We start from the raw sequence: 25600 nt of genomic DNA, 5'->3' as shown, positions 1-25600 counted from the left end.
GTGTGGGCTTCCCTGAATAGCCAGGTCGATGTCGGACGCCGTGGTGCAGCCGCTGTTCCCGTCACCTGGTCGTGAGGGCGCCACCGTGCGTCTGGCCGAAGTGATTTCGGCACTCACGTACGCCCTCGACCTCACCGAAGGTCAGCGACCCGGTCACACCCTGCGCACCACGCTCATTGCCTTGCGCTTGAGCGAAGATCTCGGCCTCGATGCGGAATCGCGTGCGGCCCTGTACTACGCCTCGCTGCTGAAAGACTCCGGTTGCTCCAGCAATGCGGCACGCATGTCGGCACTGTTCGGCAGTGACGATCAGGCACTCAAGCGCAGCATGCGACTCGTCGATTGGCATGATCGCTGGCGTCTGGCCATGCGTACTGCCAAGAGTTGCGGTATCGGTCTCGATCCGCTCTCGCGCATCAAACATTTCCTGCAGGTCGCGCGCACACCGTCGCTGACGCGGGAGATCATCCAGACGCGGTGCGAACGCGGGGCACAGATCGCGCATGTGCTCGGGTTCCCCACCGCTACGGGTGAGGCGATCCTGCATGTCGACGAACACTGGTGCGGATTGGGGCATCCGGTGGGACTGGCCGGGAACGACATTCCGCTGCTCTCCCGCATCCTGCTGCTCGCGCAGACCTTCGAGGCGTATTGGATCGAGCACGGTGTGCGTGGCGCCACCGAGATGGCACGGGCACGTCGAGGAACCTGGTTCGATCCCGCACTCGTCGATCGCCTGCTGTCGTGGAAGTCCGACCAGGTCTGGTGGGATCGTCTGACCGACATCGTGCATCTGGAGCAACAGGTGATCGCGCTCGAACCTGGTCTCACCCCGATGGTGGCCACGCCAGAACGTCTCGATCGCATCGCCTTCGCCTTTGCGGCGGTCATCGATGCCAAGACGCCGTACACCGCACGGCATTCAACCAATGTGGCGCGGTATGCGGTCCGTATCATGGGCGCGCTGGGCGCTGATGCACAGACCAGTCGCGATGTATTGCGTGCGGGATTGTTGCACGACATCGGCAAGCTCGGTGTGTCCAATCGCATTCTCGACAAACCGGCGAAACTGACCGACGAAGAATTCGTGGAAGTGCGCAAGCACCCCACCTGGACCCTCGAAATTCTTCGCCACGTACAGGCGTTCGAACATTTTGCCGATGCCGCCGCGCAGCATCACGAGCGGTTGGACGGTCGTGGATATCCATGGCGCCTCTCCGGCGAGCAGGTGGGGACCATGGCGCGCGTGCTGGCCGTCTCCGACGTGTACGAAGCGCTGACGGCCAATCGTCCGTATCGGGAAGGGCTCACCGTGCCAGCAGTGGTCGGCATCATGTCCCGTGACCGTGGGACCGCCTTCGATCCACACGTGCTGGATGCGGCCATTGCCCTGGCCGAAGGTGGCGTGCTGGCCGAGTTGGCTGAAGTGACCGAGAACGGCTTCGAAGCCCTGCAACACCACGGCGCGCCGCCGCCAGCCGCGAGGACGGTTCGCGCCGCCTGAGCGCGGGCATCCCCCGGGGGGCCGCGCGCGGAGCGCGAACCCGGTGATAAACTGCGGCATGTCCTCCGCATTGGATTCTTCCGCCGGTTCCGCCGCCGTTCCCGCCGGGTCGGCGCTGGGTGGTGTCATGCTCATTCTGGAAGCCTCCACGACAGCCGGCAGCGTGGCGCTGGTGGAGGGGGACCGTGTGCTGGCGGAACGTGAAGTGGCGATGGGGGCAGGGCAGAGTGATGGGTTGTTTCCGGCCGTGCAGGACGTCCTGCGCGAGGGGGGAATCCAACCCTCGGCTTTGAGCGCCCTGGTGTGCGGAGATGGTCCTGGCAGCTTCACGTCGCTCCGGATCGCGGCCTCGCTGGTGAAAGGGCTGGGCTATGGATCCGGTCTGCCGTTGTATGGTGTTCCGAGCATGTTGCTGGCCGCCGCGGCGCTGCCGCCGTCGATCTCCGGCGATCTGGTGCTGCACGCCGACGCCTTGCGTGGGGAGCGGTACGTCTTGCCCGTGCATCGGTGGCCGACGGGGCGGGTAGCAGCGGCGGGACCTGCCGCCCGCATTCCCATCGGCGAATTGCTCGCACAAACGCAGGCGTCGCAGCGTGTGGCGGTGGTGACTTCGCCTGAAGAGCTCCCGGGTGTGGCGACGGTGGTCCCACGGGCTGCGCTGTTACCGCAGGTTGATGGGCCCTGGCGTGATCGGCCGGTGGACTTGGCGTCGTGGGAGCCCCAGTATGGGCGATTGGCGGAGGCGCAGGTGAAGTGGGAAGCGTCGCATGGGCGAGCGCTGCCGCCGTTGTTGTCATTGCCGCTCAACGCCGGATGATGGTGTGACCGACTCGCCGGATCCGACCGGGGACGAGGCTCGCACGGGTGTTCCCATCGCCGTCTACATACGGGCCATGTCGCCAGACGACGTGGACGTGGTGTCCGGCATCGAGGCGCGCTCGTTCAGCGATCCCTGGCCACCCAATGCCTTCACCGTGCTTCTGCGGCGGGCCCATGCGCGACTGCGGGTCGCGGTGGATGCGCAGGGGAGCGTGGTAGGCTACTGCGCGTTGCTGATCGCGCTCGACGAGCGTGAGGTGGCGAATATCTGCGTGGACCCGTCGGTACGTGGGAAAGGTGTGGCCGGCGTGCTGCTGGATGAGGCACTGGCGTCGGCCGATGAGACACTGGCGTCGGCCGTGTTCCTCGAGGTTCGGGAGTCCAACACGCCGGCTCGGCGTCTGTATGCCGCCCGCGGATTCCGGATGGTTGGCCGTCGTCGCGGGTACTACCAGCATCCCGACGAGGACGCGCTGGTCCTGCGCCGCGACCGCCCACGCACGTCACTGGATACCGAGAGCTTGATGGGGTAGCGTGGTGCGTAGGAAGGAGCATGGCCGCGTCGGACGGGTTATGTACCCTCTTCAACACACTTCTACCTTGCGCTCATCGAGGCCGAGGGAAGTCCCGGTCTCGCACTGGGCTTGCCAATTGTCGTCGCTGAGCCCGTTTTCCAATCGCATCGCGCGTCGCGCGCGAGGAGGCATCGTGAGTCGCAGCCTGAACAAGGTCATTCTGATCGGCAACGTCGGGGGCGATCCCGAAGTGCGCACGGTCGGCACCGGCGGCCGCGTCGCCCAGTTCTCGCTGGCCACCGGCCGCAACTGGACGGATCAGAGCGGCACCAAGCAGGAAAAGACCGAATGGCATCGGTGTGTGGTCTGGAACAACTCCCGTGGATCGGGGCTTGCCGATGTGGTGGAGAAATACGTCCGCAAGGGTGAGAAGATCTACGTGGAAGGCGAGATCGAATACCGGCAGTGGCAGGACAAGGACGGCCAGACGCGCTACACCACCGAGATCCGGGTGCGTGAGCTGATGCTGCTTGGCGGGCGGGCCGGGGGTGGGGCCGCCGCGGGTGAGGACTACGAGGCCGCGCCGCGCCGGTCGGCGCCGGCTGCGGCTCGGCCCAAGGCGGCGGCCGCTGGCGCGGCGGCCAATGACGACTTCTCGGACTTCCCGGGCGCGTTGCAGGACGAAGACGACGATCTGCCGTTCTGATCGCGATTGCCGTTGGCTGGGGCCATCGCCGGCGCCTTCACGGGTGCCACTGGGTGGTGGCTCCACGCCTTTCTTCGGGAGGATGCAGGAATTGAAATGGTGGACGCCACCGGAGTGACGGTGCGCGCGTTACGGGGATGGATGGCGTGCGTCTCCGGTGTGATAGCCGGCGTGACGACTTCTTTTCACCTTGGGACATTCACTGATGCGCGCTGCCAAGAAGGCGCCCTCGACGTCCACCCTGACCCGCACAGACGCGTCGGGGCTGTTGTTCAAGGTCGCGATTGCCATTGTGGGCACCTTGGCCCTGCTGGTCGTGTGGCGGCCCACGGTGGTGCACGCGCAGGGCGCCGCGTCAGCCTCGGCGTCTGTATCGGCGCAGACCACCACCCATGTGGTGAAGGCGGGTGAAACGCTGTGGAGTCTCGCCGCACGGTACTATGGCGACGGCCACCAGTGGCGAGATCTTGCCCGAACCAACAAGCTGGGCACTGAAGGTGCGCCAGAATTGCGGGTCGGCATGAAGCTCACCGTCCCGTCCAAGACGGTCGTTCGCGGCAGCAAGGCGGCCCAGGTGGCCGCGGCACCCGCCGACAGCAGCGTCCCCAAGGTCGCTCTCGCCAAGGCGGGAGAAGGCACACTACCCACGCCACCAGCGACCAAGCCTGCCGCCAGCGCGTCGGGCTCGCTGGCCGCGCAAACGGCCGGCAAAGGCAATGCGGCACCCGTCGCGGCCAGTGCCGGGGCGGCCCGTCCGGTCGCACCACCCGCCAAGTCCCCAGCCGCCGACAATCGCCCGGTGGCAGGCACTCGGGCAGCGGCCACGGTGAGCGCCAGCACGCAGGCTGCAGCCGCGGCGCAGGACACCAGCCGCCTGAATCTTTCACCCGCACGCGGTGCGCTCATGGGTGAAGATCGTGGCATGGTCCGACTGGGACTCGTGACCCAGGGCGAACAGGTCGCGGCGCGCAAGACGAGCGAAGCGCTGACGGTGTTCCATCGGGACATTCCGGACGCCGCAGAAGCAGAACGACGCGCACTGGCCATCATCCCGCCCAATCGGCCTGTTCCGCGTCAGGGTGAGTTCGATGCGGCGCCGTTCCTGCTCTCGGAGGCGCAGCGTGCCGCCTCCGGATCCATCGCACGGCGGCGTGGTGCCAGTGAAGCAACGGGACACGACGCCTATCCCACGCGGGCGATTCGCACGGACGAAGTGGAACTTGGGGCGGCCGGTAGCACGCCCTTCTCGGTCGGTCAGCGCCTGGTGGCTTTCGGAGAGTCCCGCTCGGCGGATGGCAAGACGGTCGTGGCCATCCCGTCCGGCGTGCTCGAAGTGACCGAGGTGGAGGCCGGCCGGCCCGCTGTGGCGGTCGTGCGTCGTCAGTCCGGGCGTATCGAAGGTGGGCAGCGTGTGCTTCCCGCGTTTGGTGAAGCGGCCCCGCGCAGCGCCGCCCAACAGCTCGACACACCGGATGTCGTGACCAGCGTGCGCTGGCTCGAGCGGAACGAGTTGTTGCCGACCCTGCAGAGCTACCTGTTGCTCGATGCCGGCAGTGCCAAGGGCCTCAAGGCCGGTGACGAGGTCGCCCTCTATCACCGTGGGGCCGGAAGCCCGGCCGAGACGCTGACGGCGACCGTTCGCCTGGTGCGTGTCGAGGGTGAATCCAGCACCGCCATCATCCTGCGGCAGTACGGGCACCAGATCGCCACGGGCATGACCGCGCGGCGTTTCGCCAAGGTGCCCTGACCGGGTCCTGCATGCCCTGGTAGTCCCGCCGGTGCCCACGGGGGCCGGCGCCTCACTGCATCACATATCGCACGCGCCGGGCGCCCCATGGCTCTCGGCGCGTGTGTACATTGGTGGATTCCCTCAGAACCTGAATTGCAGAGGCTGCGAACGGCATGTCCAAGACGGTGCTGGTGACGGGTGGGGCCGGCTTTATCGGCTCCCATGTGGCGGACCGCTTTGTGGCGGAAGGTTGGTCGGTGACGATCCTCGACGATCTCTCGAGCGGCCGCGAAGAAAACATCCCCAGTGCCGCTCGGTTTGTGCGCGGCGACATCACCTCTCCCGAAGCGGCCACGCTGGTGCGTGACGGACGATTCGATGTGATGTGCCATCTGGCGGCGCAGATCGACGTGCGTCGTTCGGTGCTCGATCCCGCCTATGATGCCACGCGCAACATCCTCGGGACGCTCAACCTGATGGAAGCGATTCGCACGAGTGGCCATGCCACCCGCACGGTCTTTTCCTCCACCGGCGGCGCGCTCTACGGTGATTTCGATCCGCCGCCGAGTGCAGAGACGTTCTCCAAGGATCCCGAAGCGCCCTATGGGATCGCCAAGCTCTCTGTCGAGTACTACCTCGCGTACTACGGTCGCGTGCATGGGCTCGACACGGTGGCGCTGCGTTATGGCAACGTGTACGGCCCTCGTCAGGACCCTCATGGTGAGGCGGGTGTGGTCGCGATTTTCTGCAATCGGCTGCTCGACGGGCGGCCTCTGACGGTATTCGGCGACGGCGAGCAGACGCGTGACTACGTGTATGCCGGCGACGTGGCCGCGGCCAACTTTGCGGCGGCCACCGGTGCGCTGCCTCCGCGTGGTCGTCTCGACGCGCGGGCCTTCAACATCGGCACCGGTGTGGAAACATCGGTGAACACCCTGGCTGAGACGCTGCGAGCCGTTTCGCAGGCCTCCGCGCCCATCGAGTACGCTCCGGCACGTCCCGGTGAATTGGCGCGCTCTGCCCTCGATACGGCGAAGGCACAGTCCGTACTGGGCTGGAAGCCTGCGGTGTCGGTCCGCCAGGGGCTGGAAAACACGTACGCCTTTTTTGCGGCGCGACGTGGTGGGAGTGCCACGTCGTGATGGGTGTGATGGAACCGATGTTGTTGCAGCTTTCCACCGTGGGTGGCGAAGCGCCGGGCTCGTCCTCGCTCATCTCGTTGGTGATCACCAGCGATCCGGTCACGAAGTTCGTGCTCGGCTTGCTGGCGGTGCTCTCGCTGGCTTCATGGGGCATCATGTTCGCGAAGTGGCGGGCGTTCAGCGCTGCCGAAGCGAATGGGCGCAGTTTTGTGCACGAGTTCGAACGCGCGCGTGGTATCGACGATGCGATGCTGCTGGCGCAGCGCGTGAAGTCGAGCGCATTCACGGCCGTGTTTTCGCGCGCCGTGCAATTTCTGCATGATACCAAGCCGGCATTGGGGGCGACCTCCGACCGTACGGCGCGGTTGTCCGGCTCGCAGGTCGAGGCACTGCGCCTGGTGCTTGATGCCGAGAGTGGAAAGGAGCGCGAAGAACTCGGCCGCTTCATTCCGTGGCTGGCGACGGTGGGCAGTGTGTCACCGCTGATCGGCCTGTTCGGCACCGTGCTGGGTGTCATCGAAGCGTTCGAAGGCATCGCGACGAAAGGCTCCGGCAATATCGGCGCGGTCGCACCTGGTATCGCCACGGCGCTGCTGGCGACGGCGGCAGCGCTGGCGGTCGCTATTCCGGCCGCCTTTGCCTACAACGTGTTTGCCTCGCGGCTCAATCGGTTCGACAACTCGCTCGAAGGTTTCGGCTCTGAGCTGATCGCGCTCATGGTGCGTGAAGGGCGGATCTGATCCATGCGACGCGGCCGGCGGAGTGAGCGGATGGGCGTCAACGGCGAGATCAACGTGGTCTCGCTCATCGACGTGATGATGCTGCTCATGGTGATCTTCATGATCACGGCGCCCATCATGCAGGGCGGGGTGGACATCGCGTTGCCCACGGCCGATGTACGGCCCCTGGAGCCCAAAAACGGGCTCGTGGTGACGGTCGATCAACGCGGGCAGATTTTTGTCGACGAAACGCGGCTGAGCTACGAAGAGTTCGCGGGCAGCATCAAGGCCCTGTCCGAGAAGAAGGGCGGTGGTGGCGTGTATCTCCGTGCAGATGAAGCGGTGCCCTACGGACGTGTCGTACAGATTGTGGCCGCCATGCGGGCGAACGGCATCACCGACGTCGGACTGGTGGCCGAACCCGAGGATCCGCGGTGACTTCAGCGCGCGCGACGGGGAACGCACCCACGTCGCTGACGCGGGGGATGTTGGCGTCGGTGGTGGTGCATGGGGCCATGGCGGCGCTGGTAGCCTGGTGGAGTACCAGACCCGCACCGCAGCGGCCTCCCGTGTACCGGGTGGAGCTGGTCGGGCAGGCAGGTCCACGACAGGCCGGTGTGGAGACCCCGACTGCAGCGCCGGCCGCCAAAGCGCCCGATGTGGCCGGTGCCGAACGGGTGAAGGAGGAGAAGGTGGTACCCACGCCGAGCAAGGCGAAGAAGGTGCTGCCATCGCCCAAGGCCACGCCGTCTCCCACGCGTTCCAAGCAGGCTGGTTCCAAGACCGCCGCGCCCACCGCCACCAAGAGCACCAGTGCCCCGCGCGCCGGAGCCGGTGCGACAGGCACCAAGGGGGCGGATGTGGCCAACGTGCGCACGGATGGGATCGCGTTCCCGTTTCCTGGGTACCTGAGCAACATCGTCCGACAGATCACGCTGAACTGGTCTCCCAGACGCGTGTCAGCGGCACTCATCACGGAAGTGAAGTTCATGATTCGTCGCGATGGTTCGGTCGCGGGAATCGAGGTGGTTCGAGCCTCCGGTGATCGCCTGTATGACCTGGACGGCATGGGCGCCGTCGAGGCGGTCGGGTCGACGCGCAGTTTTGGGCCGTTGCCCTCCGGATGGTCCGATGACGTTCTGGTTGTGTATTTCACGTTCGACTACGCTCTGCGCCCCAACTGATGCCACATCGTCTTCTTCGCCTGCTTTTTGCGCGGCCCGCTGCTCCAGCCCGGGCAACGCTGGGCATGTTCGCCGCCATCGCGACCCTTGCCGCGGCCGCCGTGCCGCGTGTCGCGGCAGCGCAGGAGAAGGGGGTGAGTCTGTCCATCCAATACCGTCCAGGACAGAAGACCACGTTGATCGTGTTGCCGATCGCCGGGGCCAATGGGGATTCCATCGCCCGCATGGTGAGCCGTGATCTCGACTTCAGCGATCGGTTCACGATCGTGTCATCGAGCAGCGCGCCGGCCGTGAACGGAGCGATCAACTATGCGCTGTTCACCAAGCTCGGCGTGGACGGGATCGTGCAGGCCACGTTGCTGCCGTCAGGCTGGGTGCGGGTGGCGTTGCATGATGTGGGCCTCAAGAACGTGAAGAACAGCCGTGATTTTCCACTACCCACGCCGGCGCTGTCCGCGACGTGGCGTCTGGCGGTGCACGGGGTGTCGGATGGCGTGGAGGAGTGGATCACCGGTGCGCGCGGCATTGCGCAGACGCGGGTGGCCTTCACACGCGGCGGCCGGGTGTGGACAATTGACAGCGATGGCGCAAATGTGACCGCCGTGACGCCCAGTGGCATGTCGCCGCAGTGGTTGCCGAGTGGTCGTGGCATCGTGTACAGCGTGCTCGATGGCGTGCGGAATCCGATCATGCTCACCGATTTGTCCACGGGCGCGCAGCGTGTGCTGGCGAGTGCGCAGGGTGTGGAACACACGACGCCGATCGTGTCGCCTGACGGACGCACCGTGGTGTATGCACGGGGTTCGGATACTGGAACGGATTTGTATCAGCAGTCGATGGACGGTGGGACACCGCGTCGCATCACCGTGGGGCGTGGCCGCGCGAGTGCGCAGGCGAGCTTCAGCCCAGATGGTCAGCGTTTGGCATTCATGTCTGATCGCTCAGGGCATCCGGAAGTGTATATTAGTGATCTGGACGGCACGAATACTGAATTGCTGACGGCGGCGGCATTCGGTGATCGGGACTATCGCGCGGGACCGGATTGGTCTCCCGACGGTCGTCTCGTAGCCTTCCAGTCGCGCAACGGTGGCACGTTTCAGATCATGACCATCAATCTGCGCGATCAGTCGGTGAAGCAGGTGACAAACGATGGCCGTAACGATGACCCATCATGGGCACCGGATTCACGGCATGTGGTATTCACATCGACACGCAGCGGGACGCGTCAATTGTGGATTGTGGATACGGAGACCGGGCGCACGCGACAGCTCACGTTCGGTCCGGAAACTCGTTTGTCAGCCTGGTCGCCCCGACTGCTCGCGCAGTAAGCGCGGTCTTCATTTTCCCTCCCGCTTCGGAGTATTCATGATGCGTGTCTCTCGTGTGTTGACGGTCCTGGTGTCCACGACGCTCGTACTCGGTGCGTGCAAAAAGAAGCAGCCGCCCGCGCCGGCGCCCATCCCAGCTCCGGTTCCCACGAATGAGGCACCGGTGCGCACGACGCCCGCGCCGACGCCGGTCGACACGATGGAGGCGTATCGCTCCAAGATCGCCGAAGCGCGTGCGCGCCTGCTGGAGACGATCTACTTCGAGTACGATGCCGATGAGTTGCGCGATGAAGCCCGTGCATCGCTCGACGCCAAGCTCGCCATCCTCAATGCGAACCCGGGGCTGCGTATCCGCATCGCCGGTCATTGCGACGAGCGTGGCAGCGACGAGTACAACATTGCGCTCGGCCGTCGTCGGTCCGAAGCGGCCAAGCGGTACCTGACCGATCGTGGTGTGGATGCCTCGCGCATCGAAACGTCTTCGTTCGGGCGGGAGCGTCCGGCGGTGTCGGGCACGTCGGAAGAGTCGTGGTCGAAGAACCGTCGCGATGAATTCGAGATCGCCGCGGGCGGCGACCAGTTGCGTCCCGCGCCGTGATGTTCACCGCCACACCCGGAGGTTTGACCATGCGTTCCCACCGTGTGTGGCGGCTGGTTCCCCTCGTGGCCTTATTGGCCACGGGGGGCTGCTTTGCCACGCGAGGCGATGTGCGCATCGTGCAGAACGATGTGCTGACGTTACGCAGTGAAATGCTCCGACAGCAGCAACAGCACCAGGAGTCGCTCACGCAGACGATGCGTCTGCTGCAGGTGGCCAGCGACTCGCTGTCCCGCGTCGGTGCCCGGACGGTGAGCATTCAGGGAGATGTGCGCGGCGAAATGCGCGCCATCCGCGAGCAATTGCTGCAGGTGCAGACGCTGTTGGGACAAAGCCAGGCAACCATCGGTCGATTGCGCGCCGAGCTCGAGGCCCGCAACAACGCGGCTCCAGCCCCGGCGCTGCCCCCCACCGGTCAGCCAAGTGGCCCGCCAACCGCGTCGGGTAGTCCACGGAATCCCCCGGCCGCGACGCCGGCCCCCGTGGATACCGCGGCGATGCCCCCGACGGGCCCAGGCCCCAATCAACTGTTCACGAACGGCATGGATCAGTTGAACCGCGGGAGCACGTCTACGGCGCGTACGCTGTTTCAGGAGTTGATCACCACCTATCCGACGTCGGACTACGTGCCGGATGCGCAGTACTGGATCGCGGAATCGCTGGCCAAGGAGAACAACCTGGCAGCAGCGGACGCGGCCTACGCGGCGGTGGTAAGCGCCCATCCCACGTCGGCCAAGGCGCCGACGGCATTGTACAAGCGCGCACAGTTGTTGCTGCGCCAGAACAATGCGACCCAGGCGAAGCAGTTGTTCGAGCAGGTCATCGCGAAGTACCCGCGCAGCAATGAAGCGGCGCTGGCGGAAGAGACCCTCAAGACGCTGCGCTGACTTCACGCGGCGAGCACGTCAGGACGAGCATTCGATGGCAGGGAGTACACCGGGGGAAATGCCGTTTCTCGAGCACCTCGAGGAACTGCGTTGGCGGTTGTTCAAGTGCGCCGTCGCCATCGCCATCGGCGTGATAGGCGCGTTCTCGTTGCTCTATACCAAGCGCATCGACATCGTCGGTATCCTCGCCCAGCCGATTCAGCCGTATTTGCGGCAGCCGCTGATGGTCACGCACGTGGGTGACCTGTTTGACATTGTGATGAACGCGTCGATCACCCTTGGGGTGATTGCCGCATCGCCGGTTGTGGTGTGGCAGGTGTGGGGATTCCTTTCCCCAGCGCTCTACGGGCACGAGAAGAAGGTGGTGATCCCCGCGCTGGTGGCGGCGGCACTGCTGTTTCTCGCCGGTATGGCGCTCGCGTTCGAGTACGTGCTGCCGGTCACGCTGGCGTTTTATGCGAGCTTCGAGAGTGAATCGGTGAACACGATGCAGACGGTGGACGGCTATATGTCGTTTGTCACCGCGATGTGTCTGGCGTTCGGAGCGATCTTCGAGTTGCCGGTGGTCATCGCGCTGCTGTCAGCCCTTGGGATCGTGCAACCGGAATACCTGTCGCGATTTCGTCGCCATGCCGTGGTCGGCTGCCTGATCGCTGCTGCCCTCATCACGCCAGGCAGTGACCCCACGTCGCTGCTGTTGCTCACGATTCCGCTGTACATGTTGTATGAAGCTTCCATCACGGTCTCGCGCTTCATCGCGCGCCGCCGTGAGCGCCGCTTGGCGGTCGAGGTCGCGTGATCGGATTGGCCGGTTGGACGTCTCGTCAGACCGTACTGCTGCGACGCCTGACGGCCGTGGTGGCGGTGACGATGGGTGTGCCGTTGGGTGACGCCGTGGCCCAGCCGCGACCGACCGGTCAGCCGCCGGTGCGTCCGGCCCAGCCAGGAACGCGCCGCGACAGCGCGGTGGCCGACAGCCTGCGCGGCCTGAGCAAGGATCGTAAGGTGTTCGAGTGGGCTACGCCTGACTCCATCATGCGCCAGTTGCTCGACAAGATGGGGTACAAGAAGGTGCAGTATCAGGGTGACACCGTGCAGTTCAATGCCCAGACCCGCATCCTCACGCTGCAGGGCAAGCCGTCCGGCGTACAGCGCGATGAAACGATGCTGGTCGGCGATTCGATCACGTACAACGACTCCACCAAGAAGGTGGTGGCGCTGGGCGATTCGGTGCTGCTCCGCGATCCCACGCAGGCCGACGCCGATGACTTCATCGCCAATGGCCGCATCGAGTACGACCTGAATTCCAAGCAGGGTTTCACCGGCGCATTTTCCACGTCGGTCACATCAGGGCAGCGGTTGTATCTCAGCGCCCAGCGCAGTGCCCTGGTGAGTGACACCGTGGTGGCCGGGCGGCACATCGTGTTCGCCAAAAACGGGTCGTTCACCTACTGCGATCACACCGAGCCCCATTTCCACTTCACGACGGGCGAGATGAAGTTCATTTCGCAGAACGTGATGGTGGCCCGTCCCGGTGTGCTCTATATCGGTGAAGTGCCGGTGTTCTGGATTCCGTTCTTCTTCCAGGACATTCGCTCCGGGCGTCGCAGCGGTCTGTTGACACCGAACTTCGGCATGGCCGAACTGTTCCGGAACAGCCCGTCCTACCGACGCAGTGTGCAGAACATCGGCTACTTCCTGGCCATCAACGACTTCATGAATTTCGAAACGTCGTTCGATTGGCGCAGCGGAGCGCGCAGCTCAGACACCGACCCGGGGTTCATTCGCGGCAACGCCGAGTTGCGATACAAGTGGCTCGATCGCTTCGTGACCGGTGAATTTGCGTCGAGCTACATGGGGCTCCGCAACGGGACGACCAACACGTCCTATACGTGGAATCACAACCAGGACTTTTCGCGGGACACCCGTCTGACGGCCCGTCTGAACTGGGTGCAGAACACGATGATCCAGCGCGCGACCACCGTGAATCCGGTCGCCGCCAATGCCACGATCCGCTCGCAGCTCAACTACCAGACCAAGATCGGGCCGGCGCAGATCAATGTCGGTGGTTCACGGGTGCAGTATCCCGGGCGCACGCAGGTGGACATGGACTTCCCATCCATCAACGTGACGACGGGTTCGCTCGAAGCCGGACCGGCCACCTGGACCCCGTCCATGCGCCTGGCCATCTCGGGACAGAGTCGCATCGATCAGGGATTGCAGTTCCCCTTCGTGTACAATCCGCGGTCCGACGGTGGTATCGACAGCACGCGATTCAACGCGAGCCGGCGCAACACGCAGTTTCAGTTCGATACGCCGATCAAGCTGTGGGACTTTCAGTGGCAGAACTCGTTCACGATGAACGAGCAGTTCCGGGATTTCCCGGAGCAGCGTGAAATCGTCGGGGTGCGGGACACGTCACAGCGTGTGACCCGCATTTTCGCGAAGACTTTCGAAACGAACTTTGATTGGCAGACGTCGTTCAACCTGCCGCGTTTCTTCCAAGGTTCGTGGAACGTTTCTCCCTCCGTGACGCTGGCCAACGTGGAAAACGGGGCCGGCATGTTCATGCGGACGGAGCGGAGCGGCGGCAAGTGGGTGCAGCAGAGCAAGCGCCTCAACTACACGGTGTCGGCGTCGCCGACGCTGTATGCCATGTTGCCGGGCCTCGGACCGATTGCCCGGCTGCGTCACTCCATCACGCCTGGCATCAGCTATTCGTACTCCCCGCAAGCCTCGGTGTCCGATGAGTTTCTGCAGGCGATGGGTCGCTCGCGGGTGGGGTATGTGGGCGCACTCAAGCAGAACCGGGTCGGTCTGAGCCTCGCCACCAACCTCGAAGCCAAGCTGCGCCCGCCCGCCGATTCGGTGGATGCCGGCGAGGGGGCTGGTCGCAAGATCAAGTTGCTCTCGCTCAACTTCTCCTCGTTGTCGTACGACTTTGTACGCGCCGATACCCTCGGCAATGGCATCGCGGAACGTACGTTCACCATCGGTGGTCGCACCGACCTGTTGCCGGGCTTCGACTTCCGTACGTCGTATGACCTGTTTCTCGGTGACATGCAGTCGGATACGGTGACCTTCGACCCGTATCGTACCGACTTCGGCGTCACCTTCTCGCTCGATGGGAAGTCGGGTCTGGTGGCGTTGGTAGGACGCCTGTTCGGACGCAAGGCGACGCTCGACACCGACAGTACGACCGCAGCCAATCGGCAGAATACCAACGACCAGACCGTCGACCGGCAGTCGCGCAATATGAATGCGGCCGGTGGTGGCAACATGCGTGGCATGCAGATGGCGCTTCCAACCGGACAGGGTTGGAATCTGAACATTCAGTACAACGCCGCGCGTCAGCGCCCCCCCCGTGGCGGCACACAGATCATCAACAATCCCGAATCGCTGTGTGAGGCTCAGCGACTGCAAGGTGTGTTGGCGTACGATCTGTGCGTTCAGAACGCGCTGAGTGCGCCCCCCACCGGCGCCAACAGTGGGCAGAGTGCCATCGGTGCGCCGATCTTCATTCAGCCACCCACCCAGAACGTGAATGCGACCATGTCGTTCAACATCACGCAGAACTGGGCGGCACAGTGGACCACCCAGTACGACGTGGTGCGTTCGCGCTTCTCGAGTCAGCAGATCGGGCTCCAGCGCGCGATGCATGACTGGAACGCCGTGTTCGCGTTCTCGCAGACCCCCAGTGGGACCTTCGCCTTCAATTTCTTCATCGCGCTGAAGGCGCAGCCCGAGCTCAAGTTCAATTACGACCGCCAGACTTATCGGTCGAACAACTTTTGAGCATCTTAGGTGAGCGGATCGCCCAGGCGGCCGCTCACCTGCCGGACGTCCCTGCGCGGCGTCCCTGACGTTCCCGCCCCCTGATTGTCAGGAGTACCTGGTGCTGCAACTCGATGGTCGTTCCCTGCGCATCGCCGATGTGCTGGCGGTGGCAGATCACCGGATGCCCGTTGGCCTCGCGGCCGATGCGCGTGCGCGCATGGAGGCCACACGCCGAGTCGTCCAGGCGGCGGTCGACCACGGCGCGCCGGTGTACGGCGTCAACACGGGCTTCGGCAAACTGTCCGAAGTGACCATCGCGACCCCGCAGCTTGCTGCGCTGCAGCGCAATCTGGTGCGCAGCCACGCAGCCGGAGTCGGCGATGCACTGCCCGAGCGGGAGGTCCGCGCCATGATGCTGCTGCGGGCCAATGTGCTCGCCACGGGCTATGCGGGCGCGCGGGCGTCCGTGGTGGAGCGGTTGCTCGACATGCTCAATGCCGGCGTCTGGGCCGTGGTACCGGAGCAGGGCAGTGTGGGCGCGAGCGGTGATCTGGCCCCACTCGCGCACCTGGCCCTGGCGCTGATCGGTGAAGGCCCCGCACGTCTGGGTGATCGCGAAGGACCGTCGGCCGAACTGCTGCAGGTGGTGGGTCTGGAGCCGGTGGTGCTGGAGGCCAAGGAAGGTTTGGCGCTCATCAACGGCACCCAGGCCCACACGGCCGTGGCCTCATTGGCGGCGGCGGAGCTGACGTCGTTGTGGCGAGTCGCGCATGTCGCCACGGCCATGAGTCTCGAAGCTTTGCTCGGCACCCCTGACGCGTTCGATGTGCGCATCCAGAACGCACGCGGACAGATCGGACAGGCAGAGTCGGCGGCGCTGCTGCGCACGTTGCTCATGCCCAGTGAGATTCGGGAGTCGCATCGCCACGGTGATCCCCGCGTGCAGGACGCCTACGCGCTGCGCTGTGTGCCGCAGGTGCATGGACCGGCGCTGGATACGCTGCGCTTTGCCCGTGGTATCATCGACCGTGAACTCAATGCGGCGACCGACAATCCACTCGTGCTCGACACGGGGGAGTTGTTGAGCGGTGGCAATTTTCATGGACAGGCCGTCGGCATGGTGAGCGACTTCCTGGCCATCATTTGCGCCAATCTGGCCGTGATCAGTGAGCGCCGCACGGATCGCCTCGTGCACCCCGATTTCAACCAGGGGTTGCCGCCGTTCCTTGCCGCATCACCGGGGCTCGAATCCGGGCACATGATGACGCAGGTGAGCGCCGCAGCACTGGCCAGCGAGTGCAAGGCCCTGGCTCATCCACACAGCGTCGACTCCATTCCCACCGACGGCAACAAGGAAGACGTGGTGCCGATGGCCATGGGTGCGGCGACCCGTCTGCGCCGTTCGGTGCGCAATCTGCGTCACGTGCTCGCCATCGAACTGATCTGCGCGGCGGAAGGGCTGGAGCATCGGCGCCCGCTGCGCAGCAGTGACGCGGTGGAACAGGCCCACGCCCTCGTGCGCCAGCATGTGGCACGCTCCGACGGCGACCGCCCGCCCGGTCCCGACATCACCCGCCTCGCGAACGCCATCGCGTCAGGCGCCTTCGATGACCTTACCAGTTCGGTTGTGATATGAGCCCGTTGTCATCTGCTGCTTCGCCGTCCGCCGGTGCCCGTCCGGTGCGTGCCCCCCGCGGTAGCACCCTGCGCTGTCGTGGATGGGAGCAGGAAGCCGCGTTGCGCATGTTGATGAACAATCTCGATGCCGAGGTTGCCGAACGTCCCGATGATCTGGTCGTGTACGGCGGTACCGGCCGAGCGGCGCGCTCATGGGAAGCGTTCGATGCCATCGTGCGCACGCTGGAAACGTTGGCGGACGACGAAACCCTGCTGGTCCAGAGCGGCAAACCGGCAGCGGTGTTTCGCACGCATGCGGACGCGCCACGGGTGTTGATCGCCAACTCGAATCTCGTGGGACGTTGGGCGACGTGGGATGAGTTTCGTCGCCTCGAGAAGCTGGGCCTGACCATGTACGGGCAGATGACGGCCGGTTCGTGGATCTACATCGGCAGTCAGGGCATCGTGCAGGGCACTTACGAAACGTTTGGTGCGGTGGCCGCCAAGCACTTCGGAGGCACCCTCGAAGGGCGACTGGTGGTGACGGCCGGTCTCGGTGGTATGGGTGGCGCGCAGCCACTCGCGGCGGCCATGCACGGCGCGGCGGTGTTGGGGGTGGAGATCGATCCCACGCGCATCGCCAAACGCATCGAGACCCGCTACTGCGATCGGGAGACCACCTCCCTCGACGAAGCCCTGGCATGGTTGCGCGATGCGCAGGCCCAGCGGGTCGGGCTCTCCGTGGCGTTGCTCGGCAATGCCGCCGATGTCCTGCCGGAACTGGTGCGCCGCGGCATCACGCCAGACGTCGTCACTGATCAAACCAGCGCGCATGACATGCTGGTGGGATATCTGCCGCAGGGGCTGAGTCTTGCGGACGCAGCGGCGTTGCGGACTGCACAGCCGCAGGAGTACATGGCGCGGGCGACCGCCAGCGTGGTGGAACATGTGCGAGCCATGCGCACCATGCAGGATCGTGGCGCGATCGCATTCGACTACGGCAACAACATCCGTACGGTCGCATTCGACGCCGGTGTGGACGATGCGTTCCGTATTCCCGGGTTTGTGCCCGAATACATCCGTCCGTTGTTCTGCGAAGGCAAGGGGCCGTTCCGGTGGGTGGCGCTGTCGGGTGATCCGGCCGATATCGCACGGACCGACGAACTGGTGCTCGAACTCTTTCCGGAAGATCAGCAACTCAAGCGCTGGATCACGCTGGCGCGCGAGCGCATCGCGTTTCAGGGACTGCCGGCGCGTATCTGTTGGCTGGGGCAGGGCGATCGTGCCCGCTTCGCGCTGGCGCTCAACGATCTCGTCGCGCGTGGTGAAGTGTCGGCACCCATTGTCATCGGCCGCGATCATCTCGATACCGGCAGTGTGGCATCACCGTTCCGCGAAACCGAAGCCATGAAAGACGGCAGTGATGCCATTGCCGACTGGGCCATTCTCAACGCGCTGCTGAACGTGGCGAGCGGGTCGAGCTGGGTGTCGTTCCATCATGGCGGCGGGGTCGGTATCGGCAATTCGCTGCACGCCGGACAGGTGATTGTAGCGGATGGTAGCGAGCGCATGCGCCGTCGCCTCGAACGGGTGCTCACGAACGATCCGGGGATCGGTGTAGCCCGTCATGCCGACGCGGGATACGACATTGCCATCGAGACCGCCGCGCGCGAAGGCATCAAACTCCCCATGCGGGGCGGTTGATGCTGTCCAGTCGGTATCGGCCGTGGCATGTGCCGATCTTCCTGGGCAAGTACGCGTGGCTGCGGGCGCGCCGTCGTCCGGTGTTGCTGAACTTCGAGGTCACGATGCGGTGCAACGCGCGTTGTGGCTTCTGTGACTACTGGAAAACGCCGGCATCCGAAAAGGCACATGAGCTGAAGAGCTTCGCCGATATCGCGCGGCATTTTTCGCCCATGCTCGTCACGTTCACCGGTGGCGAGCCCACCCTGCGGCGCGATCTCGAAGACATCGTGCGCTCCGTGCGTGAGGCGGTGCGGTTCACCTACGTGCAGCTCATCACGCATGGTGCCATGCTGTCGCTCGAACGGGCGCAGTCGCTGTGGGATGCCGGGGTCGATCAGTTCAACATCTCGCTCGATTATCTCGACGGTCGGCATGATGACGCGCGTGGCATCCCCGGGCTCACGTCGAAGATCCTGGACCTTGTACCACGTATGCGATCGGCTGGCATCGGCGGCGTGCGATTCAATACGGTGATCAAGAACGACAATCTCGATCAGATCCTGCCGATTGTCGAACGGGCCGCCGCTTTGGGCGGTGGCGTCAATTTTTCGGTGTACACGGCGCTCAAGAACGGCAACACCGCCCACCAGTTGCAGGACATCGACCCTGATGCGGTGCAACAGGTGATCAACGAACTGTTGGCGTACAAGCGTCGTCGTCGCGGCGTGATCACCAACTCCGACTACTACCTCGAACAGATCCCACGGTACGTTCGCGGGGAAATGAACGAGCCGTGTCAGAGCGGCAGCACGACCATTCATATCGATCCGCATGGTCAGGTCCGACGCTGTCCTGATTTCAAGCCCGACGGGCCGTGGCAGTCGTACAAGGGGTATGCTCCCATCGACTGCAATGCCTGCTTCTATGCCTGCCGCGGTGAAGCGCAGGCACCGTTGCGCCTCATGTCCCGCGTGCGTGATGTGATGGCCACCGTCGTCCCCGATGCCGAGGAACACGTCGCATGAGTCCCAATGACATGTCGTCGGGCGGTGCACCGACGATGCTGTTCGTCAACGCCGCACAAACGCTGACCGCTTCCGGCCCCGCGCGTGCGCGACGCGGCCACGAGATGCGGGATGCGGATGTTCGTTCCGGTGTCGGGGTGGCGGTGCAGGGGGAACGCATCGTGATGGTGGATACCGATGACGCGCTCCGACGCGCGTTTGCCGATGCCACGGAAGTCGACTGTGATCGCGGGTTGCTCGCGCCGGGTTTCGTCGATTCGCACACGCATACGGTCTTTGGCGCGGCGCGATATGCCGAGCAGGAACTGCGAGCCACCGGGGTGCCCTATCTCGAAATCGCCAGGCGTGGCGGCGGCATTCACAGTTCGGTGCGTGACCTGCGTTCCCGTACCAATGACGAACTTTTCGCCTTGGCGGTGCCGCGTTTGGCCCGGCTGGCGTCGGGTGGTGTGACCACGGTGGAGATCAAGTCCGGGTACGGGCTCACCGTGGCCGACGAACTCCGCACGTTGCGGGTGATCCGGGATCTGGCCACGTCGCAACCACTGGATATCGTGGCCACCTGCCTCGGGGCGCACGAAGTCCCGCTCGAGTTTCGCGATCGGGATGGTGGCCGTCAGGAATGGCTGGCGTTGCTGGCGGAAGAACTGTTCCCACAGGTCGCGGCAGAATCGCTGGCCCAGTTTGCCGACATCTTCTGCGAGCCGGGAGTGTTCACGGTCGACGAGGCCCGTGTGCTGCTTCAGCACGGACAACGCCTCGGGCTGCGCGCCAAGTTGCATGCCGACGAGCTGCATGATGGCGGCGCGGCAGGATTGGCCGCGGAGCTTGGTGCCATCAGCGCGGACCACCTTGCGGCGATCTCACCGGAAGGGATCGCGGCGTTGGCGGCCAGCGAGACGGTGGCCACCGTGCTCCCGGCCACCATGCTGTTCCTCGGCACGGGGCGCCAGGCGCCCGCTCGCCAGTTGATCGAAGCCGGTGCGGCCGTGGCCTTGGCCACCGATTTCAACCCCGGCACGTCGCCTTTGACGGCGTTCCCGCTGGTGATGACGCTGGCGGTCAGCGAGCTGCGTCTGTCGGCCAGCGAAGCCTGGATCGCGTCCACCGTAAACGGAGCGGCGGCACTGGGGCTTGCCGGTGTGACCGGTCAGTTGTCACCGGGCTTTCGCGCCGATCTCGCCATTCATGCCGTGGAAGACTTCCGCGCGTTGCCTTACTGGTTCGGCGAGCGTCTTTGCGTTGGGTCATGGTCCCGCGGTCGCGCTTGTCACCCTATGCGCTGATTCGTAAGATCCGTGACTCGGCAGATGACCGCTGATTGTGCCGGTGGTGTAATAGTCACACACGACGTGTGATACCGGTGACATCTCGGTTCGAGATTCTGCGTCGCTGATCGCCAGCGCCAGTGATTGGGCGCTACTTTCGTCTCCGGGAGACCGACTCGACCGCATGTCCAACGCCGCGAAGCACAGGAAAAAGGCGGCCGAGTTCGAGCAGCTCAAGCAGATCGACCGGGCGATCGCGTCCTACGTCAAGGCGATCGAAGAGAGCGAGGCGGCCGGCGAAGACATCGATGTCGCCCTCTTCAACAAGGTCGGGGACCTGGCGCTGCGCCAGGGCCGCGTGCCCGACGCCATCACGTACTACGAACGCGCCGTCGAGCACTACGCGACCTCCGGCCTGTTCAACAACGCGATCGCGCTCTGCAACAAGATCCTGCGCAACGCGCCGGGTCGGGCCAACGTGTACTTCACGCTGGGCCGGATCTGTGGCCGGAAAGGACTGCGTGGTGACGCGACCCGCAATTTCCTCGAGTATGCCACGCGCATGCAGCAGGAAGGGCGGGTGGAGGAGGGCATGCGGGCACTGGCCGAAGTGGCCGACCTCATGCCGGAGCTCACCGAGGTGCAAGCGCTGGTCGAAGACCATGCGGCCCGTGCCGGCATCGCATTGCCGCGCCGTCGGACACCTATTCGCGCCGCCGAAGCCGTGGCCGATCCGTCCGAAGCGCAGGCCCAAAGCCCTTCGTTTCGGGATGCGCGCAGCCACGATCTGGTCTTTCTCGACGTCGACTACGGTGACCCGCGCTCGCGTACGCCGAGGGGAGCGCGACGCGTGCCAACCCCTCGTGGCGTTGCCTCCGTGGTCCCGTCCGCTGAGCCTCCCCGTGCTGACTCCGCGTCGTCAGACCGCGAAAGCGACGACAGCGCGGGGCCGCTGCCGTTTCTCGACGTCCCGGTGCGCATCGAGGGGCTGGTCGATGTGCCCGCCGAACTGGGGGGCGCCGTGGCCGACGTCCGCGACGTGCATGTTGCGCCGGAGCCGTCAGTCATTCGGTCCACCGATATCGATACAGCCAGCGTGTCGGCACTGGACGGCCTCGAAGTCGTGTCTGGGGCAAGCGGACCAGATGCGGAATTGCTCGAAGGCTTCACTTCGGATGCCGTAACGGACGACGTTCCCGAGGTCGTGACACCACCCTCCGACGTGACATGGCTGGTGCCACCGGACGCCGAGGAGGCCGTGCAGCCGCTCGATGATGTCCTGGTGGAAGACATCACCGATCCGCTGGGTGAGCAGGTCATTCAGGCGGTGATCCTCACGGAGACCCCGCCGATAGGCCTTACCGCCATTCCGGGCACGCCCAAAGGCACGGATGCGGTGTTCGGTGACGATGACCGGCCGGTCATGGCCGACGAATCAGCGGAAGACATCGATTCGATCGAGAGCGCGTCGGTGGAACTCGAGTTCCTCGATTTCGAACCGCTGGATGCCAGCGTGCTGGAGCTCGAGTCGTTCGATCTGCCGTTCCTGGATTCGGACGAACCCGGCGTTCCGGACAGCAAGATGCCGGATCATGGCGTGATGGAAGGCCTCGATGCCACCTCGTTCGAATTCGACGTATTCGAACTGGATGCATCGGAAGACGCGGCGCCGATCGAGCCACTGGATGTCACGAGCGTCCCGGAGCTCGATGCGGCCATTGCCGCAGGCGCCGAACTGGTCGCGCAGGCTGAAGCCGCGGAAGTGGCGCCGGTTCCCGAGTCGGATATCGACGATACCCACGGCCACGCTGCTGTCGCCGCCGACCGGCCGAAGAGCGGTCCCGACATCTCGGCACTGGATCGCACCGGACGCCACTCGGTCATCCCGCGTGCGTCCTATCGGATCGATCCACACGATTTTGTGCAGTCGGGTGAACTGCCGCCGTTGTTGCTCTCGGATGCCCAGGTGGATCGCGGGTTGCAGGTGGCGCTGGCGACCCCGTCGGCGGGCCTGACCAGCATTTCCGCACCGACCGAGGTTTCGGCTTCCGTCTTCGCGCCGGTGGTATCGCGGGTCGCGACACCTCCTGTGGCCGTGGCGCCGGTGACTCCCCCAGTGGCGTTCCCCACGGAAGCGCTGCTCGATCTCGATGATGCGTCAGACGACGTCGGCGGGCTCGTTTCGGATACGCCTGCCACCTCGCTGTTGGTGCCCACCGAGGGGAACGGCCTAGCCGGCACTCCGGCGGCGGATGGAGCCCTGCTCGATCTCGACGACGTGGATCTCGACGAAGTGACGCCTGGCACGGTCGAGACCAGGCCCTCCGCCGATTCGGTCGTTGGTGGGGCCTTTGCGGGGCTGCAGGAGGCAGTATCGGATCATCCCGGCACAAACGCCGGCGCTGCCGCGGGCGAAGCGGCAGAAGGCCTCACTGAACCGGATCGGCAGACTGCCGAATCGGAACCGCGGGCGATCAAGGTGGTGCATCCCACACCTTCGTTGCCGACGGCTGCCGTGGCGGTGGAAGCGGCCGTGGTGGCCGCGTCGCGTCGCGATGCCCTGCGGGCGGCGGTCGCACGGATGCCGCTGCATTGGCTGCTGCGCCGGCGTCTCGCCGAATCGTTGTTCGAGGCGGGCGAACGCGACGCCGCACTGCACGAGTTGGAGACCGCACAGCAGGGATTGGTCAACGACGGGGAGTACCAGGCGGCGGCGGAGATTGCCGACGAGCTGGTGCACGTGGCCCCGGACCATGTGCCGTATCACCAGAAGCGGGTCGAGCTGGCGGTCCGGTTGCAGGCCCAGGATCGCCTGCAATTGACCTATCTCGACCTCGCGGATGCGCTGGTGCGCATGGGTGAGGAGGGACGGGCGCGAGCGGTCTACGCCAGAGTGCTCGAGCTCGATCCCTACGACGACCGGGCTCGTGCCGCACTTGGTGCGGCGGCCCCTCCGCCACCCCCGCCGCCGCGGCCCGACGACCAGTTTGTGGATCTCGCAGACTGGCTGCGGGACGATGACGGACCCGCATCGACGCGCATGCGCATGCGCGAACCCGTCATCTCCGGTGACGAACAGGCCGACTTCAACGCCCTCCTGCAGCACTTCAAGGATGGCGTGGCCCGGTCGTTGGGCGAAAATGACTTCGAGGGGCATTATGACCTCGGCGTGGCGTACAAGGAGATGGGACTTCTCGACGACGCCATCTCGGAGTTCCAGAAAGCGCTGAGAAGTCGTGCGCACCGACTACCGGCGTACGAGGCCTTGGGGCAATGTTTCGTGGAGCAGGGCCGACATCAAATTGCTGCGACCGTTCTGTCCCGGGCTTTGCACGAACCTGGAATTGACGATGACCAGCGGGTCGGGGTGCTGTACCTCCTCGCATATTCCTGCGAGGCCCTGCAGCGAACAGACGAGGCCCGTAGTTATTTTCAGCGCGTGTACGCGACCGACATCAACTTCCGCGACGTAGCCGCCCGATTGGCGGCACTCGACCAAGCCACACGATGACGCTTTCCACGCGGACCCCGTCCGCGCTGGCGGCTGCGTTACGTGACATCCAGGCTCCGGTACAAGAAGAACTCTCCCAGGTATCGGGAGAGCTCTGGCGTATCGTCGCTGCGGATGTGCCGCTGGTGCGAGAGGTGCAGGATCATCTGATGGGGATGAAGGGGAAACTCTTCCGCCCCACGTTGCTTCTGCTGTCCAGTTCCATCGAGGGCCGTTCGCCGAAACGCGCCATCACCTTTGCCGCCGTTGTCGAACTGATGCATCTGGCGACGCTGGTGCATGACGATGCGGTGGATCACTCCGCGCTCCGTCGCGGCATGCCGACCGTGAATTCGCTCTTCAGTCACCAGGTGTCGGTGATCATGGGCGATTTCCTGTATCTGCGCGCGCTTCGTGAGCTGGTGACCATTGGCGATCTCGAGGCCATGCGTTCGATCACCAACGCGTCCAACGAAATGACCCTCGGGGAGATTCGCCAACTGAGCGCCTATGATGCGCTCGCGTTTGGCGAGTCGGACTATGAGACGCTCATTCGTGCCAAGACCGCGACGCTGTTCATGGCGGCCTGCGACGTGGGGGCCCTGTCTGGAGCGCCGCGCTATCGCGAGGCGGTCACCCGTTTCGGCGAACGACTCGGCATGGCGTTCCAGGTCGCGGACGATCTGCTCGATTACACTGAGCAGCAGGAGATGACGGGCAAGCCGAGCGGCCTCGACCTCAAGGAGCACAAGGTCACCCTGCCGCTTATCGCCGCGTTGCGGGAAATGCCGTCCTCGGCGCGTGCGCGCGTGGAAGCGCTGTTTGCGTCGCTGGAACCCGAAGACGAAGCCATTGCGGAAGTCGTGGCCATCGTACGGGATCACGGCGGTCTCGAGTATGCGCGTCAGCGCGCCGATCAGTTTTCCCGCGAGGCCGAAGAAGCCTTGGCCGATTTGCCGGAGGGACCAGCCAAGACGGCCCTCCTGGATTCCATCGCATACGTCGTGGAGCGCCGCTGGTAATGGCCGTCCGTGGACCTTCCAAGCACCGTCCGCTGTTTCATGTATTGGTGCTCGCCTCCGGGTTTGTGGCCGGCGGGCTCCTGACGCAGGTCGCGCGCCGTTTCCTGCCACCGGGAGCGGTCAAGGAGTTCCTGACGACCGGCGTCACACCGGCGGTAGGGCCGCTGCCCATCGACCTGATTATATTGAAGTTTGCGGTTGGACCCGTCGCCCTGGATGTCTCGCTCCTGAGCCTTCTGGGAGTATTGATCGCCTACCTCATCGCGCGGTCCCTCTTCTAGGAGCTACGACCCATGAATTTCGGAAATTTCGGTTTTGGCGAGATCCTGATCATTCTCGTGATCGTGCTGCTGCTCTTCGGAGCGAAGCGCATTCCCGAGATCGCAGGATCCCTCGGTAAGGGCATCAACGAGTTCAAGCGGAACATCAGTGATGCACAGCGGCAGATCACCGAGCAGCCGCGTACGGAGCAGCGCATCGCGGAAGGGCAGCCGGCGCAGCAGAGCAACGCGGCCGATGAAGATCGCCCCGAGCCCAAGCGCCTGCTCAACTGATGCGCACCACACCGTGTGTGTGACGTGGAC

Annotated in this window: 22 protein-coding genes; all 22 read left to right on the top strand. The window is 64.8% G+C overall.

Annotated features, from left to right (window positions below):
- Positions 1-28 precede the first annotated feature (28 nt).
- The 22 genes from GAU_RS10015 (at position 29) to tatA (ending at position 25570) form a co-directional block, all read left to right on the top strand.
- Positions 29-1504, top strand: a complete 1476-nt coding sequence (locus GAU_RS10015) for an HD-GYP domain-containing protein (protein WP_052574359.1) — start codon at positions 29-31, stop codon at positions 1502-1504.
- Positions 1505-1562: 58 nt separating this feature from the next.
- Complete coding sequence (tsaB, locus tag GAU_RS20770) at positions 1563-2321, top strand: tRNA (adenosine(37)-N6)-threonylcarbamoyltransferase complex dimerization subunit type 1 TsaB (protein ID WP_083765572.1); 759 nt, start codon at positions 1563-1565, stop codon at positions 2319-2321.
- A 76-nt stretch (positions 2322-2397) separates the two neighbouring features.
- Positions 2398-2856, top strand: coding sequence for a ribosomal protein S18-alanine N-acetyltransferase (gene rimI, locus GAU_RS10005; protein ID WP_012683438.1), 459 nt, complete (start codon positions 2398-2400; stop codon positions 2854-2856).
- 175 nt (positions 2857-3031) lie between these two features.
- A complete protein-coding gene (locus tag GAU_RS10000; RefSeq protein WP_012683437.1) occupies positions 3032-3544 on the top strand; it encodes a single-stranded DNA-binding protein in 513 nt (170 codons plus the stop codon).
- A 205-nt stretch (positions 3545-3749) separates the two neighbouring features.
- The gene (locus GAU_RS09995) at positions 3750-5291 is read left to right on the top strand and encodes a LysM peptidoglycan-binding domain-containing protein (RefSeq protein ID WP_041265435.1); all 1542 of its coding nucleotides are present in this window, start codon (positions 3750-3752) and stop codon (positions 5289-5291) included.
- Between the two features lie 155 nt (positions 5292-5446).
- A complete protein-coding gene (locus tag GAU_RS09990; RefSeq protein ID WP_012683435.1) occupies positions 5447-6415 on the top strand; it encodes an NAD-dependent epimerase/dehydratase family protein in 969 nt (322 codons plus the stop codon).
- Complete coding sequence (locus tag GAU_RS09985) at positions 6415-7155, top strand: MotA/TolQ/ExbB proton channel family protein (protein ID WP_052574356.1); 741 nt, start codon at positions 6415-6417, stop codon at positions 7153-7155. The genes GAU_RS09990 and GAU_RS09985 overlap by 1 nt, the downstream gene beginning before the upstream one ends.
- 3 nt (positions 7156-7158) lie before the next feature.
- Positions 7159-7572, top strand: coding sequence for an ExbD/TolR family protein (locus GAU_RS09980; RefSeq protein ID WP_012683433.1), 414 nt, complete (start codon positions 7159-7161; stop codon positions 7570-7572).
- Entirely contained in the window at positions 7569-8318 is a 750-nt protein-coding gene (locus GAU_RS09975) for an energy transducer TonB (RefSeq protein ID WP_012683432.1), read from the top strand. The genes GAU_RS09980 and GAU_RS09975 overlap by 4 nt, the downstream gene beginning before the upstream one ends.
- Positions 8318-9646 (top strand): PD40 domain-containing protein, encoded by a 1329-nt coding sequence (locus GAU_RS09970; RefSeq protein ID WP_083765569.1) that lies wholly within the window; start codon positions 8318-8320, stop codon positions 9644-9646. Before GAU_RS09975 ends, GAU_RS09970 begins: the two co-directional genes overlap by 1 nt.
- A 37-nt stretch (positions 9647-9683) precedes the next feature.
- Entirely contained in the window at positions 9684-10244 is a 561-nt protein-coding gene (pal, locus tag GAU_RS09965; RefSeq protein ID WP_052574354.1) for a peptidoglycan-associated lipoprotein Pal, read from the top strand.
- Between the two features lie 29 nt (positions 10245-10273).
- Positions 10274-11131, top strand: coding sequence for a tol-pal system protein YbgF (gene ybgF / locus GAU_RS20765; RefSeq protein ID WP_012683429.1), 858 nt, complete (start codon positions 10274-10276; stop codon positions 11129-11131).
- 34 nt (positions 11132-11165) lie between these two features.
- Entirely contained in the window at positions 11166-11930 is a 765-nt protein-coding gene (tatC, locus tag GAU_RS09955) for a twin-arginine translocase subunit TatC (RefSeq protein ID WP_012683428.1), read from the top strand.
- Positions 11927-14926: a putative LPS assembly protein LptD gene (locus GAU_RS09950; protein ID WP_012683427.1), complete on the top strand. Its 3000-nt coding sequence runs from the start codon at positions 11927-11929 to the stop codon at positions 14924-14926. Before tatC ends, GAU_RS09950 begins: the two co-directional genes overlap by 4 nt.
- A 100-nt stretch (positions 14927-15026) precedes the next feature.
- Entirely contained in the window at positions 15027-16544 is a 1518-nt protein-coding gene (hutH, locus tag GAU_RS09945; protein ID WP_012683426.1) for a histidine ammonia-lyase, read from the top strand.
- Entirely contained in the window at positions 16541-18229 is a 1689-nt protein-coding gene (gene hutU / locus GAU_RS09940; protein WP_012683425.1) for a urocanate hydratase, read from the top strand. The genes hutH and hutU overlap by 4 nt, the downstream gene beginning before the upstream one ends.
- Positions 18229-19236, top strand: a complete 1008-nt coding sequence (locus GAU_RS09935; RefSeq protein ID WP_012683424.1) for a radical SAM protein — start codon at positions 18229-18231, stop codon at positions 19234-19236. The genes hutU and GAU_RS09935 overlap by 1 nt, the downstream gene beginning before the upstream one ends.
- Positions 19233-20522, top strand: a complete 1290-nt coding sequence (gene hutI, locus GAU_RS09930) for an imidazolonepropionase (RefSeq protein WP_052574351.1) — start codon at positions 19233-19235, stop codon at positions 20520-20522. Before GAU_RS09935 ends, hutI begins: the two co-directional genes overlap by 4 nt.
- Before the next feature lie 166 nt (positions 20523-20688).
- Positions 20689-24015 carry a tetratricopeptide repeat protein gene (locus GAU_RS09925; protein WP_012683422.1) on the top strand — a complete coding sequence of 1109 codons (3327 nt, stop codon included), beginning with the start codon at positions 20689-20691 and terminating at the stop codon, positions 24013-24015.
- Positions 24012-25016, top strand: a complete 1005-nt coding sequence (locus GAU_RS09920; RefSeq protein WP_012683421.1) for a polyprenyl synthetase family protein — start codon at positions 24012-24014, stop codon at positions 25014-25016. Before GAU_RS09925 ends, GAU_RS09920 begins: the two co-directional genes overlap by 4 nt.
- Positions 25016-25297 carry a DUF4321 domain-containing protein gene (locus GAU_RS09915; protein ID WP_012683420.1) on the top strand — a complete coding sequence of 94 codons (282 nt, stop codon included), beginning with the start codon at positions 25016-25018 and terminating at the stop codon, positions 25295-25297. The genes GAU_RS09920 and GAU_RS09915 overlap by 1 nt, the downstream gene beginning before the upstream one ends.
- A gap of 12 nt (positions 25298-25309) precedes the next feature.
- Entirely contained in the window at positions 25310-25570 is a 261-nt protein-coding gene (tatA, locus tag GAU_RS09910; RefSeq protein ID WP_012683419.1) for a twin-arginine translocase TatA/TatE family subunit, read from the top strand.
- The last annotated feature ends 30 nt before the right edge of the window (positions 25571-25600 follow it).

Source organism: Gemmatimonas aurantiaca T-27 (genome assembly GCF_000010305.1).
In the GTDB taxonomy this organism is placed as follows: domain Bacteria; phylum Gemmatimonadota; class Gemmatimonadetes; order Gemmatimonadales; family Gemmatimonadaceae; genus Gemmatimonas; species Gemmatimonas aurantiaca.
This window is presented reverse-complemented; position numbering and strand designations above follow the sequence as displayed.

What these genes read in the sequence shown, in the direction of transcription:
- GAU_RS10015 (WP_052574359.1), top strand. Translation starts at nt 29, where the DNA reads ATGTCGGACGCCGTGGTGCAGCCGCTGTTCCCGTCACCTGGTCGTGAG.
- tsaB (WP_083765572.1), top strand. Translation starts at nt 1,563, where the DNA reads ATGTCCTCCGCATTGGATTCTTCCGCCGGTTCCGCCGCCGTTCCCGCC.
- rimI (WP_012683438.1), top strand. Translation starts at nt 2,398, where the DNA reads ATGTCGCCAGACGACGTGGACGTGGTGTCCGGCATCGAGGCGCGCTCG.
- GAU_RS09995 (WP_041265435.1), top strand. Translation starts at nt 3,750, where the DNA reads ATGCGCGCTGCCAAGAAGGCGCCCTCGACGTCCACCCTGACCCGCACA.
- GAU_RS09990 (WP_012683435.1), top strand. Translation starts at nt 5,447, where the DNA reads ATGTCCAAGACGGTGCTGGTGACGGGTGGGGCCGGCTTTATCGGCTCC.
- GAU_RS09985 (WP_052574356.1), top strand. Translation starts at nt 6,415, where the DNA reads ATGGGTGTGATGGAACCGATGTTGTTGCAGCTTTCCACCGTGGGTGGC.
- GAU_RS09980 (WP_012683433.1), top strand. Translation starts at nt 7,159, where the DNA reads ATGCGACGCGGCCGGCGGAGTGAGCGGATGGGCGTCAACGGCGAGATC.
- GAU_RS09970 (WP_083765569.1), top strand. Translation starts at nt 8,318, where the DNA reads ATGCCACATCGTCTTCTTCGCCTGCTTTTTGCGCGGCCCGCTGCTCCA.
- pal (WP_052574354.1), top strand. Translation starts at nt 9,684, where the DNA reads ATGATGCGTGTCTCTCGTGTGTTGACGGTCCTGGTGTCCACGACGCTC.
- ybgF (WP_012683429.1), top strand. Translation starts at nt 10,274, where the DNA reads ATGCGTTCCCACCGTGTGTGGCGGCTGGTTCCCCTCGTGGCCTTATTG.
- tatC (WP_012683428.1), top strand. Translation starts at nt 11,166, where the DNA reads ATGGCAGGGAGTACACCGGGGGAAATGCCGTTTCTCGAGCACCTCGAG.
- hutU (WP_012683425.1), top strand. Translation starts at nt 16,541, where the DNA reads ATGAGCCCGTTGTCATCTGCTGCTTCGCCGTCCGCCGGTGCCCGTCCG.
- GAU_RS09935 (WP_012683424.1), top strand. Translation starts at nt 18,229, where the DNA reads ATGCTGTCCAGTCGGTATCGGCCGTGGCATGTGCCGATCTTCCTGGGC.
- hutI (WP_052574351.1), top strand. Translation starts at nt 19,233, where the DNA reads ATGAGTCCCAATGACATGTCGTCGGGCGGTGCACCGACGATGCTGTTC.
- GAU_RS09925 (WP_012683422.1), top strand. Translation starts at nt 20,689, where the DNA reads ATGTCCAACGCCGCGAAGCACAGGAAAAAGGCGGCCGAGTTCGAGCAG.
- GAU_RS09920 (WP_012683421.1), top strand. Translation starts at nt 24,012, where the DNA reads ATGACGCTTTCCACGCGGACCCCGTCCGCGCTGGCGGCTGCGTTACGT.
- GAU_RS09915 (WP_012683420.1), top strand. Translation starts at nt 25,016, where the DNA reads ATGGCCGTCCGTGGACCTTCCAAGCACCGTCCGCTGTTTCATGTATTG.
- tatA (WP_012683419.1), top strand. Translation starts at nt 25,310, where the DNA reads ATGAATTTCGGAAATTTCGGTTTTGGCGAGATCCTGATCATTCTCGTG.